Origin of the sequence: Delftia sp. WSY_16 (genome assembly GCF_043104415.1) — a bacterium.
In the GTDB taxonomy this organism is placed as follows: domain Bacteria; phylum Pseudomonadota; class Gammaproteobacteria; order Burkholderiales; family Burkholderiaceae_C; genus Comamonas; species Comamonas tsuruhatensis.
Genome location: NZ_JBICKS010000003.1, coordinates 201922 through 217145, shown reverse-complemented (window position 1 = coordinate 217145; position 15224 = coordinate 201922). Strand labels below are relative to the sequence as shown.

Genomic DNA, 15224 nt, shown 5'->3' with positions numbered 1-15224 from the left:
TCTTCGGCAGGCAGGCGGCCCGGTGACCTCAGGCGTATAGAGGCTCTTCCTGCATCGCCTCGATCTGCTCGTTGAGCATGTCCACCTGCCCGCGCCAGTAGTCGGGCGAGCCGAACCAGGGGAAGTTGATGGCAAAGATCGGGTCGTCCTGGCGCCGCGCCAGCCAGGCGCTGTAGTGGATGAGGCGCAGCGTGCGCAGCGGCTCGATCAGGGCCAGCTCGCGGCGGTCGAAGGGGCGGAACTGCTCATAGCCATCCAGCAGGGCCCCCAGCTGGCGCGTGCGCTGGCTGCGGTCGCCCGACAGCAGCATCCACAGGTCCTGCACGGCCGGGCCCGTGCGCGCATCGTCCAGGTCCACGAAATGCGGGCCGCCATGGCCTTCGTCGTCCAGCGGCGTCCACAGCACGTTGCCGGGATGGCAGTCGCCGTGCAGGCGCAGCGTGCGCGCGCTGTGCAGGCCGAAGTGGCCGGCTGCGCTCAGGCCGTCGGCAGCGGGTGCCATCAGCTCAAGGGCCCGCTGGCAGGCGGCTTTCCAGGTGGATTCCACCTCCAGCGGAATCATTTTCCGGTCCAGCAGCCATTGCATGGAGTCGTGGCCGAAGGTGGCCAGGTCCAGCGCGGGCCGGTGCACAAACGGGCGCGCTTCGCCCACGGTGTGGATGCGGGCCAGGAAGCGCCCGGTCCACTCCAGCACCTCGAAATCGTCCAGCTCGGGCGGGCGGCCACCGCGCCAGGGGCTGACCGAGAAATCAAAGCCCGCGTAGCTGTGCAGCGTGGCACCTGCCAGCACCAGCGGGGGCACGGCAGGCACTTCGGCGGCCGTCAGCTCGGCGCTGAAGGCGTGCTCCTCCAGGATCTGAACGCGGCTCCAGCGGCCCGGGCGGTAGAACTTCAGCACCACGCGTTCGCCGTCCTCCAGCACGGCCTGGTAGACACGGTTTTCGTAGGAGGCCAGGGCCGTGAGCCGGCCATCGCCCCACAGGCCGACCGAGGCCAGTGCGTCGAGCACGGCGTCGGGCGTGAGCCGGGCATAGGCGTGCGAACCGGCATCGGGGACGGCACTCAGATCAGGATCGTATGGTGTGGCAGACATGGGGCGATTGTCGCCGGGCTGGCTTAAGCTTTGCGTCCGCCCGACAACGCCGATCCGCCCGCCGTGCCGCTGCTGCCCCACTTCCTGCAATCCCATGCCATCGCCAGTGCGGCCGGGCCATCCGACGACTGGAGCGCCTGGCACCTCGGCCGTGGCCGCTATGCGGTCTGGGTGGTGACGATGCAGGCGCTGGCCCCGCCTGTGCGCGACGCCGTGCAAGCCGCCTGTGCGCAGGCACGCCGCTGGCTGGGCGCGGCGCTGGTCCCGCACTGCCAGCGGCAACTGCACGTGACCCTGGCCACCGCGGGCTTTCTGGATGGCGGTGCGCAACTGCCTCAGGCCTACGGCGCGGCGCAACTGTCGCGCGACCTGCTCGCGCTGCAGCACCTGCCGGCCGCGCCGCTGCAGCTGGAGTTCGGTGGCTGGGGAAGTTTCGAGATGGCGCCCTACCTTCAGGTGCGCGACGTCAGGCCGGACGGCTGCACGCTGCACGGACTGCATGGCGTGCTCGCGCAGACAGGGCCAGGGCTGGCGCTGACCGAGACGATGCGCCCCTACGTGCCCCATGTGACGCTGGGCGCCTGGAGCGCTGCCTGGCCCCGTGACCAGGTGCTGCAATGGATGAGCGGCCTGCCAATGCAGGAGCACTGGCAGGCCGCCGTGGGCGAGATCGCGCTGGTCAGCTATGCAGCCGATGTGCTGCACGGGCCGTTGACCTGTCACGCCCGCTACGACCTCCTGCGCCGCAGGCTGCACTGGCTGCAGAGGCCGGACTGGGCCTGATCAGGCCAGGGTGATCTGCACGTCGATGTTGCCGCGCGTGGCGTTGGAGTAGGGGCAGACTTGGTGGGCCGCGTCCACCAGGGCCTGGGCGGCGGCCCTGTCCATGCCGGGCAGGCTGACCTTCAGGCGCGCGGCGATGCCGTAGGCGTTGGGGATGGTGCCCAGGTCCACTTCGGCGTCGATGGCCAGGTCCTGCGGCAGGCTGATCTTCTGCTTGCCGGCCACGGCCTTGATGGCGCCGATGAAGCAGGCCGAGTAGCCGGCGGCGAACAGTTGCTCGGGGTTGGTGCCCGTGCCGCTGGTGCCCGGCGAGGACAGGGTCACATCCAGGCGTCCGTCATCGGTGCGCGAGGCGCCGTCGCGGCCGCCGGTGGTGTGGGCACGTGCGGTGTACAGGACTTTTTCGAGCTGGGCCATGGTGTCTTCCTTTTGCAAAGTTGTCCGGCGGTGCGGACGGGTGGAGGAAATCGTCTGCGGGTGGTCGTCAATCGCTGCGGCGCGGCACCAGCCGCTGGCGCAGTGCGCCCAGTTGCTGCGTCAGCGCCTGCAACTCGGGCAGCGTGCACTGCGTGCTCTGCAGCACGCAGGCGGGAATCTTTTCAGCCGCATCGCGCAGCGCCCGGCCTTGCGGCGTGAGCGTGATGCGCACGCGCCTCTCGTCCTGCGCATCGCGCACCCGCTCCAGCAGGCCCGCGCCTTCCAGGCGCTTGAGCAACGGGGTCAGCGTGCCCGAATCCAGATACAGCTGTTCGCCGATCTCGGACACGGTCAGGCCGTCGCGCTCCCACAGCACCAGCATCACCAGGTACTGCGGATAGGTCAGGCCGATGCCATCGAGCAGGGGCTTGTACAGCTTGGTCATGGCCAGCGATGCCGAGTACAGCGCGAAGCAGACCTGGTTGTCCAGGCGCAGAAGCTCGGAGCTGTCGAGAGGAAGGGGGTGGCTGCTGGGCATGGGTTGAATTATTGCTGTCAATTAAATTGTGCACAACTTAATTTGAAAAACCCCTTCGGATCGGAAGGTGAAGATCCGCAGGGGTCGAGGGGTCGAGGGACCGAGGGGGCCTATCGGCCCGTGAAGCGAGCGGGGCGTTTCTCGATGAAGGAGCGCACGCCCTCGGCCGCATCCTCGCTGCTGGCCAGGCGCTGCTGCACGGGAATGAAGTCGGCCACGGCGGCGGCCTGGCCCAGCTCGATGGCCTTGAGCACATTGAGCCGCGTGGCCACCACGGCCTGCGGGGCCTGGGCGGCAATGCGCTCGGCAATGCGCAGCGCCTCGGCCAGCTCCTGGCCGGCCGGCACCACCTTCTGCACGAAGTTCAGGCGATAGGCCTCGGCGCTGCCGAATTCGTCGGCCGTCAGCAGGTGCAGCATGGCATTGCCCACGCCCGCACGTTCGGCCATGCGCAGCGTGGCGCCGCCCGTGGGCATGATGCAGCGCTGCACCTCCAGCTGGGAAAAGCGGCAGTCATCGGCCGCGACCACGATGTCGGCGCCCAGCATCAGCTCGATGCCCACCGTGAAGCAAATGCCCTTGACCGCCACCACCATGGGCTTGGCGCGGCGCCGGTAGCCGACCAGGCCGTAGTCGTGCGGCTCCACCAGGCCTTGCGGGATGGCCTTCCTGCCCGAGCGCAGGTACTCCGCCATCACCGGCAGGTCCAGCCCCGCCGTGAAATGGCTGCCGAACGCATGCAGCACGCCCACGCGCAACTCGGGGTCGTCGTCCAGCCGGGTATAGGCCTCGGCCAGCTGCTGGAACATGGGGGGCGTCCAGCCGTTGCGCTTGGCGGGACGGTTGATGCCGATCAGCAGCACATGGCCGCGCACTTCGCAGCTGATGCAGCCTTCGGGCGGCGGGGTGGGGGTGTTGATGTCCATGCGTGTCTCCTGCGCATGGACCTTAGAGCAGGCCAGGGATGGGTGCAGTCGCGCAGAGGACGGTTGAAAACGAAATGAATATCTAAGCAATGCTTTCGTTTTCTGAGGTTTGGGAAGCTGATCGATGAAAATCGATAAGTTCGTTTCGATTCATTGCCAGCGCCATTGCCGATCGATAAGATCGAAACCATGCTTTCGATTTCATTGAAGCCATGAAGATCTCCATCGACTCTGTGGATGCACTCGGTGACGCGGTATGGGCCGTTCGCAAGGCGCGGCGCTTGCGCCAGGACGATGCAGCAGGCGCCGCAGGCGTGAGCCATGTCTTTGTGCGGGACGTGGAGCGCGGCAAGCCCACGGTCCAGTTTGGGCGCGTGCTGCAACTGCTGTCCGAACTGGGAATCGAGGTGCTCATCGACCTTCCCGAGGGAACCGAGCAGGCCTATCTGCAGCGCCGCCAGGCCAGGCTGCCACCTGAGTCCCATGGTTCCCACGAGTACCGAACGCGCCAGGGCGCACCGGACGGAGGGCCAGCCGCTGAAGTCAGGGAGGAGCCCGGTGCCCGCGACTCGGACGATGCGTTCTTCCGCACCGCCTTCGAAAAGAACAGGCCGTGACCGCACGCATCCTGGACGTATTCATCAACGGCCGGCTTGCCGGAAAGCTGGTCGAAAACAGGGATGTCTGGGGCTTTGCCTATGAGGAGGAGTGGATGGGCGACCCTCGCGCTTTCCCATTGGCGCCCGGCATTTCCTTGGCAAAGCGCAGGCACATCGACGGATCTACGCACCGCAGCGTCCAATGGTTCTTCGACAACCTGCTGCCCGAGGAAGCACTGCGCAGTGCGATCAGCAAAGAGCTGGAGGTGAATGAGCACGATGCCTTCGGCCTTTTGCAGGCCCTTGGCGCGGAATCGGCCGGATCCCTGGTCCTGCTGCCGCCTGGGGCGGGTGCAGCCGAGCGCGGCGCAAGGAGGCTGGAGTTCGGCGAACTGTCACTAAGACTCAGGAACTTGCCGCGCACATCCTTGCATGCCGGATCACCCAAGCGCATGTCCCTGGCTGGAGCGCAGCACAAAATGGTGGTGCTGTACGACGAGAAAACCGCTCGCCTGCAGGAACCCTTCCAAGGGACGGCTTCCAGCCATATCCTCAAGCCGGACTCCACGGCCGAAGGCTATCCGCACTCGACCGTCAACGAGGCCTTCACCATGAAGCTTGCCGGGCGCCTGGGGCTTGATGTGCCGCCGGTACACCTGCTGTACACGCCCGAGCCGGCCTATGTCATCAACCGCTTTGACCGCGTGTTTGATGAAGCGTCCCAAGAGTGGCTGCGACTGCATGTGGTGGATGCCTGCCAACTGCTCGACCTGGCCCGGACTTTCAAATATCAAGGAGCCAGCATCCAGACACTGGCGTCGTTGATGGACCGCTGCCGCGAAAAGGCGCAAGCCCGGATGGGCATCTATCAGTGGCTGCTGTTCAACACCCTGGTGGGCAACAGCGACAGTCATCTGAAGAATCTGTCGTTCCTGGTGGACCGGGGCGGCGTCAGGCTGGCGCCGTTCTACGATCTCCTGAGCACCGCCGTCTATCACACGCGGGCTTACGCCGATGAACATGCGGTATGGCCACAGGAGCGGCTGACGGTTCCGCTTGCGGGTGCGGCCTTCTTTGCCGACGTGACCTACGGAAAGCTGCTGGCCGCAGGTACGGCCTTGGGCCTGACCCAGAGCACAAGCGGACGTGTGCTCGACAGGATGCTTGGCATGCTGGCTCCGCAGGCCGATACGTTGATCGCAGAATTCGAGGCTGGCCAGCTCCACCAGCCTGCCGACTCTGCAATGGACCATTCCACAAGAAGTGCCCACCTGAGAATGCTCAGGTCGATACGTCACATCGTCATCGAGGACATGCTGGCGCTGGTGCGCAAAACCAAGTAGCGCGCGGCCACCAAAACAAAAGGCGAAGGCCAGCCTGAGCTGCCTTCGCCTTCGCCTTCGCTTGGCCTTGGGGGCGGTGTATCAGTAGCTGTACACGCCGCGGCCCGTCTTGCGGCCCAGGCGGCCGGCGGCGACCATTTCCTTGAGCAGAGGGCAGGCGCGGTACTTGCTGTCGCCGAATTCCTTGAGGTAGACCTCCATCACGGCCAGGCACACGTCCAGGCCGATCATGTCGGCCAGGGCCAGCGGGCCGATGGGCTGGTTGCAGCCCAGCTTCATGCCGGCGTCGATGTCCTCGGCCGATGCCAGGCCTTCGGCCAGCACGAAGAAGGCCTCGTTGATCATGGGCACCAGGATGCGGTTGACCACGAAGCCGGGGGCGTTCTTCACGGTGATGGGGCTCTTGCCCAGGCGCTCGGACAGTTCCTTGACCGTGGCGTGCGTCTCGTCGCTGGTCTGCAGGCCGACGATGATCTCCACCAGCGCCATCATGGGCACGGGGTTGAAGAAGTGCATGCCGATGAACTTGTCGGCACGGCCCGTCACGGCGGCCAGCTGGGTGATGGAGATGGACGAGGTGTTGGTGGCGACGATGACGTCGGCATCCAGCAGGGCGTCCAGCTGCTTGAGGATCTTGACCTTGAGCTCGTAGTTCTCGGTGGCGGCCTCGATGACCAGTTGCGCGCCCTTGAGCGCCGCGTAGTCGGTCGATGTCTTGATGCGGGCCAGGGCGGCGGCCTTGTCGGCCTCGGTCAGCTTTTCCTTCTTGATCAGGCGGTCCAGGCTGCCCGAGACGGTGGCCACGCCCTTCTGGACGGCGGCATCGGAGATGTCCACCATGACCACGTCGATGCCCGATACCGCGCAGGCCTGCGCGATGCCGTTGCCCATGGTGCCTGCGCCGATGATGCCTACGGTTTGAATTGCCATGACTGTCAGTCTCCTCAAACGAACAAAGTGAATGCGAATGTGAATGCGATCCAGCGATCGTAGCGGGATTCGGAGCATCCACCGGGTTTGCCCCGGCTTGCGGCGCCGCGCAGGCGACTGCAACAGTGGATGGCTACACCGCAGGGGAGGGGGAGGCATGCTGGACTACATCGTGATCGGAGGCGGCTCGGCGGGCTCGGTGCTGGCCGGGCGGCTCAGCGAGGATGCGCAGACGCAGGTGGCGCTGCTGGAGGCCGGGCTGGCCGACTCCAGCGTGCTCATCCACTGTCCGGCAGGCATGGCCGCCATGGCCAAGGGCGGGCGCCACAGCTGGGGCCTGTCCACCGTGCCGCAGCCGGGCCTGGGCGGGCGGCGTGGCCACCAGCCGCGCGGCAAGGTGCTGGGCGGCTCCAGCGCGGTCAACGCCATGGTCTATGTGCGCGGCCAGCCGGCCGACTACGACCACTGGGCGGCCCAGGGCAATCCGGGCTGGAGCTGGAGCGAGGTGCTGCCCTATTTCCTGCGCGCCGAACACAACGAACGCGGCGCCGATGCCTGGCACGGCACGGGCGGGCCGCTGAACGTGGCCGAGCTGCGCGATCCCAACCCGCTGTCCCGGGCCTTCGTGCAGGCGGGCGTGCAGGCCGGCCATGCGCACAACGCGGATTTCAACGGCCAGGCGCAGGAGGGTGTGGGCCTGTACCAGGTCACCCAGCGCAATGGCGAGCGCCACCACGTCGCCAAGGCCTATCTGGCGCCGCACCGTGCCAGGCCCAATCTGCGCGTGGAAACGGGTGCCCAGGTGCTGCGCATTCTGTTCGAGGGCCGGCGCGCCGTGGGCGTGGAGTACCTGCAGGGCGGTACGGTGCAGCAACTGCACTGCCGGCGCGAGGTGCTGCTTTGCGGCGGCGCACTGCTGTCGCCGCAGCTGCTGATGCTGTCTGGCGTGGGGCCGGGCGATCACCTGCGTTCGCTGGGCATCGATGTGGTCCACCATCTGCCCGGCGTGGGCGCCCATCTGCATGACCACCCGGATGTGGTGCTGGTGGTCGATGGCGCGCAGCTGACCGACAGCTTCGGCCTGTCCCTGGGGGGCGCACGCAGATTGCTGGCCGCCGTGGGCCAATGGCGCAGCCAGCGGCGCGGCATGCTGACCACCAACTTTGCCGAGGCGGGCGGCTTCATCCGCAGCAGCCCCGGCGAGGCTGCGCCCGACCTGCAGCTGCACTTCGTCGTCGCCAAGCTGGTGGACCACGGGCGCAAGACGGTCTGGGGCCATGGCTATTCGCTGCATGTCTGCGTGCTGCAGCCGGCCAGCCGCGGCAGCCTGCGCCTGGCCAGTGCCGACCCGCTGGCCCTGCCGCTGGTGGATCCGGCCTTTTTCTCCGATGCGCAGGACCTGCGGCGCATGGTGAACGGCGTGCGCCGCGCCCGCGAGATCCTGGCCCAGCCGGCGCTGGCGGCCCTGGGCGGGCGCGAGATGCCGGCCTCGGCCGGCGCGCAGGACGATGCGGGCATCGAGGCCTTCATCCGCAGCCATGCCGACACCATCTACCACCCCGTGGGCAGCTGCCGCATGGGGCCGGGGCCCATGGACGTGGTCGATGCGCAGCTGCGTGTCTACGGCCTCAAGGGCCTGCGCGTGGTCGATGCCTCGGTCATGCCGCGCATCGTCAGCGGCAACACCAATGCGCCCACGGTGATGATCGCGGAGAAGGCGGTGGACATGATCCGCGCCGCAGCGCGCTGAAGAACGGCCGGATCTCAGGCCCTGAAGCGCCTGCGCGTCATCGCCAGCGCAAACCAGTAGGCCGCCACCGTGGTGGCGGCCAGCACCAGGCCGTGGCGCAGCGGGTGGGCCGGCCACTCGTCCATGAACAGCGGGCGCACCAGCTCCACGGCATTGGTCAGCGGCAGCCAGTCCGAGGCCAGGCGCACGGCCTCGGGCAGCTGCTCGCGCGGGAAGAACACGCCGGACAGGAACATCATGGGCGTGAGCACCAGGGTGAAGTAGTAGGTGAAGAAGTCATAGCCCTTGGCCAGGGCGTTGAAGATCAGCGCGATGCTGGAGAACATGATGCCCACGCACAGCAGCACGGGCCAGGCCACCAGCAGCCTGGGCGAGTGGCTGATGCCCAGCGCCAGCATCACGCCCAGGATGGCGGTGACCGTGAACAGCGCCTTGAAGGCGGCCCAGAGCATCTCGGCCAGCAGCACGCTGTCCAGGCTGATGGGCGCGTTCATGATGCCGTCCCAGGTCTTTTGCACATGCATGCGCGAGAAGGCCGAGTACAGCGCCTCGAAGCTGGCGGCATTCATGGCGCTCATGCAGATGGAGCCGCTGGCCAGGAACAGGATGTAGGGCACCTGCCGGCCCGTGGCGCCCACGGTGACCTCGCCCACCAAGGCGCCCATGCCGTAGCCGAAGGCCACCAGCCACATCAGCGGCTCGGCGATGTTGCCGATCAGGCTGGGCAGGGCCAGCTTGCGCCACACCAGCAGGTTGCGCAGGAACACCGGCCACCAGCGCAGCGACAGGTCGGGCGGGCGCCAGATGCTGGGGGTGTCCGATGCGGGTTCGGTCATGGTGGTTCAGCCGTCGGTTCTGATCTGTCGGCCGGTGAGCTTGAGGAACAGGTCCTCCAGGTTGGCCGGGCGGTGCAGGGTGCGCAGGTGGCTGTGCGCGGCCAGCGCCTGCAGCAGCGGGCGCGCGTCGTGCGTATAGAAGAAGACGGTGTCGCCACTGACCTCGGTGCGCCCGGCCAGGGGGCGCAGTGCCGCGTCATGCGCCAGGCCCAGGGCGCCGTTGCCGTAGGCCTCGACCACTTCGGGCTCCAGGTGCTCGGCGATGAGTTCGCGCGGGCGGCCTTCGGCGATCTTGCGGCCGTGGTCCAGCACCAGCAGCCGGGAGCACAGGCGCTCGGCCTCGTCCATGAAATGCGTGGTCAGCAAGATGGCCTTGCCCTGCTGCAGCAGCCACTGCAGACGCTCCCAGATCAGGTGGCGTGCCTGCGGGTCCAGGCCCGTGGTGGGTTCGTCCAGCAGCAGCAGGCGCGGGTCGTTGACCAGGGCGCGCGCCAGGGACAGGCGCCGTTTCATGCCGCCGGACAACTCGCCCGGCCTGGCCGCGGCCTTGTGCGACAGCGCCGCGAAGTCCAGCAGCTGCGGTATGCGGTCACGCATCTGCGCCGTACCCAGTCCGAAGTAGCGCGCGTAGACGCCCAGGTTTTCCGCGCAGCTGAAGTCGGGGTCCAGCGTGTCGTTCTGCGAGACCACGCCCAGCCGCGCCTTGATGTCCAGTGCATCGGCAGGCATGTGCAGCGGCGGCGAGCCGTCTTCGGGGTGGTAGAGAACATGGCCCGCATCGGGTGCCGTCAGGCCCAGGCAGATGCGCAGCGTGGTGGTCTTGCCCGCGCCATTGGGGCCGATCACGCCCAGGCATTCGCCGGGAGCGATGGAAAAGGACAGGTCATCGACCACCGTGGTGTCGCCGTAGCGCTTGCGCAGGTTCAGGGCGTCGAAGAGCGCGGGCATGGAGCGTTTTCCTGGGGTCCGGGGCTAGCGCGCAGGCTTGGCGGCCAGGGCGGGCCTGGCCGGCGCATCCGGCGTCTCCGGCGTCTCCGATACAGCTGGCGCATCGGCGCAGGCCTGCTGCTGCGGTGGGCTCAGCCGCACCTGCGTCCAGCAGTCACGCCCGCGGCGCTTGGCAGCGTAGAGGGCGGCATCGGCGGCGGGCAGCAGCATTTCCAGGCGCAGGCCGTCCCAGACCTGGGGCGCGTGGGCGCAGCCGGCACTGAAGCGGACTTCGAAGCCCAGCGTCTGCGTCGAGGCCTGCAGCAGCGCGGACTGCAGCCGGGTGCACAGGGTATCCACACCGTCGTCCGTGGTGTAGAGCAGCAGGCAGAACTCCTCGCCGCCCCAGCGCGCAGCGATTTCGTCACTGCGCAATTGCTGCTGCAGCAGGCGGGCGAAGAGGCACAGCGTACGGTCGCCCGTGGCATGGCCGTATTCGTCGTTGACATGCTTGAAGTGGTCCAGGTCCAGCATCACCAGGGCCAGGGCCTGCCGGTGGCGCTGGGCATGCGCCAGCATGGCGGGGGCGCGCTCCAGCAGGGCGCGGCGGTTGGGCAGGCCGGTGAGCATGTCCTGCAAGGCCATGTCGCGCAGCTGCTGGTTGGTCTCGTCGCGCCAAGCCACCAGCACGGCCACCATCAGCAGCGTGCTGCTCAGCGTGACCAGCAGGGCGAATATCTGGTTGGCGCCGCTGTCGGCCGTGAAGCTGGGCAGGAAGGGCGTGGCCAGGGCCAGGTAGCTGCGCACCAGAAGTACCAGCCCCATGAAGACGGCCACGCCGCACATCAGATAGCGCCAGCTGCGTGCCACGGGGCGGCGTGGCTCCAGGCACAGGCCGGCCAGCGCCAGCAGGCTCAGTCCGTGGGCGGCGCTGAACCAGCCGGTGCGCAAGGACAAGTGGGGCAGCAGCAGGGTGAAGCCCAGCGGCCCCAGAAAGCACAGCGCGATCAGGCCGCGTTCCAGCCAGGGCGGCCGGGGCCCCAGCCATTCGCGCAAGGCGCGCGCCATCTGCCACTGTGCCGATGCCGCGCAGGCTGCTGCGCCCAGCGACAGCAGTTCGCGCGAGAGCAGGCCTTGCGGCAGGCGGCTGGCGATGAGGATGAAGATCCAGGCACCGGCCTGGATCAGGAAGAAATGCTGGGCATGGCGCGCGGCACCGCTGACGCGCCGCCCCATGGCCAGCGGCAGGGCGGCCGACATGGCCATCATGTTGAGGGCCACGACCGAGGTCATGGAGAAAAAATCCAGGGTGGGCAGCGTGGATGGCATGTGCGTCCCTGGATGGCGGTGCGAAGCGGGGCCCTTGGCAGCAGGTGGCCGGTGGCGGGGCGCTACTGGAACGCCACCTCCGCGAAGCTGCGCAGCTTGCGGCTGTGCAGGCGCTGGGTGCCGCCCTCGCGCAGGATGTCGATGGCGCGCATGCCGATGCGCAGATGCTGGTCCACGCGCTCGCGGTAGAAGTGGTTGGCCATGCCGGGCAGCTTGATCTCGCCGTGCAGCGGCTTGTCGGACACGCACAGCAGCGTTCCATAGGGCACGCGGAAGCGGAAGCCGTTGGCCGCGATGGTGGCGCTTTCCATGTCCAGCGCCACGGCGCGGCTCTGGCTGAAGCGCAGCTGGGGCAGGTTGTTGGGCAGCAGCTCCCAGTTGCGGTTGTCGGTGCTGGCCACGGTGCCGGTGCGCATGATGCGCTTGAGGTCGGGCCCGTCCATCTGCGTGACGTCGGCCACGGCCTGCTGCAGGGCCAGCTGGATCTCGGCCAGCGCGGGAATGGGCACCCACAGCGGCAGCTCCTCGTCCAGCACATGGTCCTCGCGCACATAGGCGTGGGCCAGCACGTAGTCGCCCAGCTGCTGGCTGTTGCGCAGGCCCGCGCAGTGGCCCAGCATCATCCAGGCGTGCGGGCGCAGCACGGCAATGTGGTCGGTGATGGTCTTGGCATTGGCCGGCCCCACGCCGATGTTGACCATGGTGATGCCGCTGTGGTCGGCGCGCACCAGGTGGTATGCCGGCATCTGCGGCAGGCGCGGCGGCGGCGTGCCCAGCTCGTCATTGGGCTGGGCCGGCAGGCCGGTGCGGCGCGTGACCACGTTGCCGGGCTCGATGAAGGCCACGTACTCGCTGTCTTCCCGGGCCATCTCGGCGTGGCCCAGGCGGATGAACTCGTCGATGTAGAACTGGTAGTTGGTGAACAGCACGAAGTTCTGGAACCACTCCGGCTGGGTGCCCGTGTAGTGGCGCAGCCGGTGCAGCGAATAGTCCACGCGCGGGGCCGTGAACAGCGACAGCGGCAGGGCCTCGCCCGGCTGGGGGCGCCAGGTGCCGTTGGCGATGCCGTCGTCCATGGCCTCGAGGTCGGGCAGGTCGAACACATCGCGCATCAGCTGCCGGCGCTCGCGCGACAGCGTGCCTTCGATGTGGTCGTTCTCGGCAAACGAGAAGTGGATGGGGATGGGCTTGTCGCTCAGGCCCACTTCCAGCGGCACGCCGTGGCTCTTGATCAGCAGGCGGAACTGCTCGGCGTAGTAGCGCGAGAACAGGTCGGGCCGCGTGAGCGTGGCCTCGTGCGTGCCCGGCCCCTCGACAAAGCCGTAGGCCAGCTGCGTGTCCGCGCGTGACACGGTGGCCGTATGCATGCGCACGAAGGGGTAGTAGGCGTGGACGGGGGCGGCCGGGGTTTCACCGGAGACGAAGCGCTGCATGTTCGTGCGCAGGTGCTCTATCTGCTCGCGGTAGATCTGCTGTACGTGCTCCAGGGCCCGCTGGGGGTCGGTGTGCAAGGTGGCTGCGGCCCTTGAGGCCTGCGAGGGGTTGTGAAGCGAAACCATGGGCTATTGTCGTTGGACTGGATGACTGTTGTGCAACTGCCAGGCGCGCGCTCTGTCGGCCGGCATGGGCGGCGCCACAAGGTACCCCTGCATCATGCCGCAGCCCAGGTCGCGCAAAAGCTCCAATTGGGCAGGTGTTTCCACGCCTTCAGCGACGATGTCCAGATGCAGGCTGTGGCCCATCTGCACGATGGCGGTGACGATGGCCGTGTCGTCCTCGCTATCGGGCACGTCGGCGATGAAGGACCGGTCTATCTTGAGCTGGTTGATGGGGTGGCGGCGCAGATAGGCCAGCGAGGAATAGCCGGTGCCGAAGTCGTCGATGGCCAGGCCCACGCCCAGGGCCTGCAGCGCCTGCAAGGTGTCCTGCACCTGGCCGCTGGTGTGCATCAGCGTGGACTCTGTCAGCTCGATGTGCAGCCAGCGCGCTTCCAGGCCGGTTTCCTCCAGCACCAGGGCCACCTCGCGCGCCATGTTGCGCTGGCGAAATTCCAGCGCGGAGACATTCACGGACAGGGGTACGGGCCGCAGCCCCTCGTCCTGCCACTGGCGAGCCTGGCGGCAGGCCTCGCGCAGCACCCAGTGGTCTATGGCCGAGATCAGGCCGCGCGCCTCGGCAAAGCCGATGAACTCGCCGGGCAGCACCAGGCCGCGCTGCGGGTGGCGCCAGCGCACCAGGGCCTCGAAGCCCGCCAGCCGGCCATCGGCCGTGAAGGTCTGGGGCTGGTAGTGCAGCTCGAACTCTCCGCGCTCCAGCGCGCCGCGCAGTTGCTGCTCCTGCATCAGCATCTGGGTGGCCTGGCCGCCGTGCGCGGGTGCGTAGAACTGCAGGTTGCGCCGGCCGCTGTCCTTGGCCGTGTGCGTGGCGCTTTCGGCGCGGTTGAGCAGTTCCTCGGCGCTTTTTCCGTCGCCCGGGTACATGGCGATGCCCATGCATGGCGAGACCACCAGCGGCGTGCCGTCGATGGTGCAGGGTGCCTCGATGATGCGTTGCAGGTGCCTGGCCTGGGTCTCGGTCTCCTGCGGATCGGGATCATCGGTGAGCACGACCACGAATTCGTCGCCGCCCACGCGCGCCACCAGATCATGGGCGCGCACGCTGCCGCGCAGGCGCTGGGCGACCTCGCACAGCAGCAGGTCGCCGGCCTGGTGGCCCAGCGAGTCGTTGATGGTCTTGAAATGGTCCAGGTCGATAAGGAGCACGGCCAGCGTGCGCTGCTTGACCGAGGCCAGCGACAGCGCCTGGCGCAGCATCTGGATCAGGCGCACCCGGTTGGGCAGCTGGGTGAGCTGGTCGTGCTGGGCCAGGAAGTCCATGCGCTCCTGGGCCAGCTGGCGCAGCGTGATGTCGCGCACCAGCACGATGCGGTAGGGCCTGCCCCCGGCCGGCATGGTCTTGGCCTCGATCTCCACGGGAATGCGGTGGCCGTCCTTGTGCTGGAGGGCGCCATCGAAACGGTCCTCGCGGCCGCTGCGCATGTACTGCAGCGCGTAGAGGCGGAATTCCGGGCAGATGTAGTCGAGGATGGGGCGGCCGATCAGCTCGTCCAGCGTGTAGCCGGCCAGGCGGGACAGGGCCTCGTTGCCGTCGATGATGAGGCCGTCGCGGTGCATGACGATGGCCTCGGTCGTGACCTCGGTGAACTTGCGCATGCGCTCTTCGCTGTCACGCACCTTCTGCGCCACATGGTGGTGGTGGCTCACGTCGGTGATCTGCACCACGGCGCCCTGCAGCCGGCCCTGCTCGAAGTGCGGCATCAGCAGCGACTCGATATGGCGCGGCGGTCCATCCGGCTGGGGCACCTCGCGCTCGTAGCGCACATGCTCGCCGCGCAGGCCGCGCTCCACCTGCGGCGCGATGAGCTGCCACACGGCCTCGCCCACGATCTCGCGCACGGTCTTGCCCACGGCCTCGGCGGGCGTCAAGCCGAAATTGCGTGCGTAGTTGATGTTGGCGAAGCGGCAGCGCAGCGTGCGCGCATCGAAATAGGCCAGCATGGCCGGAGCCGTGTCTGCTATCAGCCGCAACAGCGCATCATCGGGCCCCGTGTCTTGCGCATCGATGTTCTCTGGCATGCGTCCCCCTCGCTGGGGATTTATAGCGGAATCGCAGAGATTTTGATAGCGCTCTTGTGCGAGGGTGAGCGGCCGCTGACGCGTGGGGGCGCGTGCGGCTGTCGGGCATCAGGGGCCG

The 15224-nt window shown here is 67.8% G+C and carries 14 protein-coding genes; 4 read left to right on the top strand and 10 right to left on the bottom strand.

Features of this window, described 5'->3' with window-relative positions; all coding sequences use genetic code 11:
* Positions 1-28 precede the first annotated feature (28 nt).
* Entirely contained in the window at positions 29-1093 is a 1065-nt protein-coding gene (locus ACF8O7_RS01790) for a serine/threonine protein kinase (RefSeq protein ID WP_280047548.1), read from the bottom strand.
* Positions 1094-1123: 30 nt separating this feature from the next.
* On the opposite strand from ACF8O7_RS01790, the gene ACF8O7_RS01785 reads away from it, so the two are divergent.
* Positions 1124-1876, top strand: a complete 753-nt coding sequence (locus tag ACF8O7_RS01785) for a 2'-5' RNA ligase family protein (protein ID WP_126311266.1) — start codon at positions 1124-1126, stop codon at positions 1874-1876.
* On the opposite strand, the gene ACF8O7_RS01780 is transcribed toward ACF8O7_RS01785, so the two are convergent.
* The 3 genes from ACF8O7_RS01780 to ACF8O7_RS01770 all read right to left on the bottom strand — a co-directional run bounded on the left by ACF8O7_RS01780 (position 1877) and on the right by ACF8O7_RS01770 (position 3757).
* Positions 1877-2293, bottom strand: a complete 417-nt coding sequence (locus ACF8O7_RS01780; RefSeq protein ID WP_016451896.1) for an organic hydroperoxide resistance protein — start codon at positions 2291-2293, stop codon at positions 1877-1879.
* Between the two features lie 67 nt (positions 2294-2360).
* Complete coding sequence (locus ACF8O7_RS01775; protein ID WP_047218473.1) at positions 2361-2831, bottom strand: MarR family winged helix-turn-helix transcriptional regulator; 471 nt, start codon at positions 2829-2831, stop codon at positions 2361-2363.
* Positions 2832-2941: 110 nt separating this feature from the next.
* On the bottom strand, positions 2942-3757 hold the full coding sequence (locus ACF8O7_RS01770; protein ID WP_126311267.1) for a crotonase/enoyl-CoA hydratase family protein: 816 nt from the start codon (positions 3755-3757) through the stop codon (positions 2942-2944).
* Between the two features lie 212 nt (positions 3758-3969).
* Between ACF8O7_RS01770 and ACF8O7_RS01765 the strand changes: the two genes are divergently transcribed.
* Together ACF8O7_RS01765 and ACF8O7_RS01760 are read left to right on the top strand one after the other, a co-directional pair.
* Positions 3970-4374 carry a helix-turn-helix domain-containing protein gene (locus ACF8O7_RS01765; RefSeq protein ID WP_016446553.1) on the top strand — a complete coding sequence of 135 codons (405 nt, stop codon included), beginning with the start codon at positions 3970-3972 and terminating at the stop codon, positions 4372-4374.
* Complete coding sequence (locus ACF8O7_RS01760; RefSeq protein WP_016446552.1) at positions 4371-5699, top strand: HipA domain-containing protein; 1329 nt, start codon at positions 4371-4373, stop codon at positions 5697-5699. The genes ACF8O7_RS01765 and ACF8O7_RS01760 overlap by 4 nt, the downstream gene beginning before the upstream one ends.
* Before the next feature lie 81 nt (positions 5700-5780).
* On the opposite strand, the gene ACF8O7_RS01755 is transcribed toward ACF8O7_RS01760, so the two are convergent.
* Entirely contained in the window at positions 5781-6629 is an 849-nt protein-coding gene (locus tag ACF8O7_RS01755; protein WP_126311268.1) for a 3-hydroxybutyryl-CoA dehydrogenase, read from the bottom strand.
* Between the two features lie 157 nt (positions 6630-6786).
* Between ACF8O7_RS01755 and ACF8O7_RS01750 the strand changes: the two genes are divergently transcribed.
* Complete coding sequence (locus tag ACF8O7_RS01750) at positions 6787-8379, top strand: GMC family oxidoreductase (protein ID WP_126311269.1); 1593 nt, start codon at positions 6787-6789, stop codon at positions 8377-8379.
* Between the two features lie 14 nt (positions 8380-8393).
* Here ACF8O7_RS01750 and ACF8O7_RS01745 read toward each other — a convergent pair whose 3' ends face one another.
* The 5 genes from ACF8O7_RS01745 to ACF8O7_RS01725 form a co-directional block, all read right to left on the bottom strand.
* A complete protein-coding gene (locus ACF8O7_RS01745) occupies positions 8394-9215 on the bottom strand; it encodes an ABC transporter permease (protein ID WP_017406567.1) in 822 nt (273 codons plus the stop codon).
* A 6-nt stretch (positions 9216-9221) separates the two neighbouring features.
* Positions 9222-10163, bottom strand: a complete 942-nt coding sequence (locus tag ACF8O7_RS01740) for an ATP-binding cassette domain-containing protein (RefSeq protein WP_047326246.1) — start codon at positions 10161-10163, stop codon at positions 9222-9224.
* Positions 10164-10187: 24 nt separating this feature from the next.
* Positions 10188-11471 carry a GGDEF domain-containing protein gene (locus tag ACF8O7_RS01735; protein ID WP_017407066.1) on the bottom strand — a complete coding sequence of 428 codons (1284 nt, stop codon included), beginning with the start codon at positions 11469-11471 and terminating at the stop codon, positions 10188-10190.
* 62 nt (positions 11472-11533) lie between these two features.
* A complete protein-coding gene (locus tag ACF8O7_RS01730; protein WP_016446546.1) occupies positions 11534-13030 on the bottom strand; it encodes an AMP nucleosidase in 1497 nt (498 codons plus the stop codon).
* A 3-nt stretch (positions 13031-13033) separates the two neighbouring features.
* On the bottom strand, positions 13034-15106 hold the full coding sequence (locus tag ACF8O7_RS01725; protein ID WP_016446545.1) for a bifunctional diguanylate cyclase/phosphodiesterase: 2073 nt from the start codon (positions 15104-15106) through the stop codon (positions 13034-13036).
* Positions 15107-15224 lie beyond the last annotated feature (118 nt).

Coding starts and splice junctions, on each gene's coding strand:
- ACF8O7_RS01790 (WP_280047548.1), bottom strand. CDS start 1,093: ATGTCTGCCACACCATACGATCCTGATCTGAGTGCCGTCCCCGATGCC.
- ACF8O7_RS01780 (WP_016451896.1), bottom strand. CDS start 2,293: ATGGCCCAGCTCGAAAAAGTCCTGTACACCGCACGTGCCCACACCACC.
- ACF8O7_RS01775 (WP_047218473.1), bottom strand. CDS start 2,831: ATGCCCAGCAGCCACCCCCTTCCTCTCGACAGCTCCGAGCTTCTGCGC.
- ACF8O7_RS01770 (WP_126311267.1), bottom strand. CDS start 3,757: ATGGACATCAACACCCCCACCCCGCCGCCCGAAGGCTGCATCAGCTGC.
- ACF8O7_RS01765 (WP_016446553.1), top strand. CDS start 3,970: ATGAAGATCTCCATCGACTCTGTGGATGCACTCGGTGACGCGGTATGG.
- ACF8O7_RS01755 (WP_126311268.1), bottom strand. CDS start 6,629: ATGGCAATTCAAACCGTAGGCATCATCGGCGCAGGCACCATGGGCAAC.
- ACF8O7_RS01750 (WP_126311269.1), top strand. CDS start 6,787: ATGCTGGACTACATCGTGATCGGAGGCGGCTCGGCGGGCTCGGTGCTG.
- ACF8O7_RS01745 (WP_017406567.1), bottom strand. CDS start 9,215: ATGACCGAACCCGCATCGGACACCCCCAGCATCTGGCGCCCGCCCGAC.
- ACF8O7_RS01740 (WP_047326246.1), bottom strand. CDS start 10,163: ATGCCCGCGCTCTTCGACGCCCTGAACCTGCGCAAGCGCTACGGCGAC.
- ACF8O7_RS01735 (WP_017407066.1), bottom strand. CDS start 11,471: ATGCCATCCACGCTGCCCACCCTGGATTTTTTCTCCATGACCTCGGTC.
- ACF8O7_RS01730 (WP_016446546.1), bottom strand. CDS start 13,030: ATGGTTTCGCTTCACAACCCCTCGCAGGCCTCAAGGGCCGCAGCCACC.
- ACF8O7_RS01725 (WP_016446545.1), bottom strand. CDS start 15,106: ATGCCAGAGAACATCGATGCGCAAGACACGGGGCCCGATGATGCGCTG.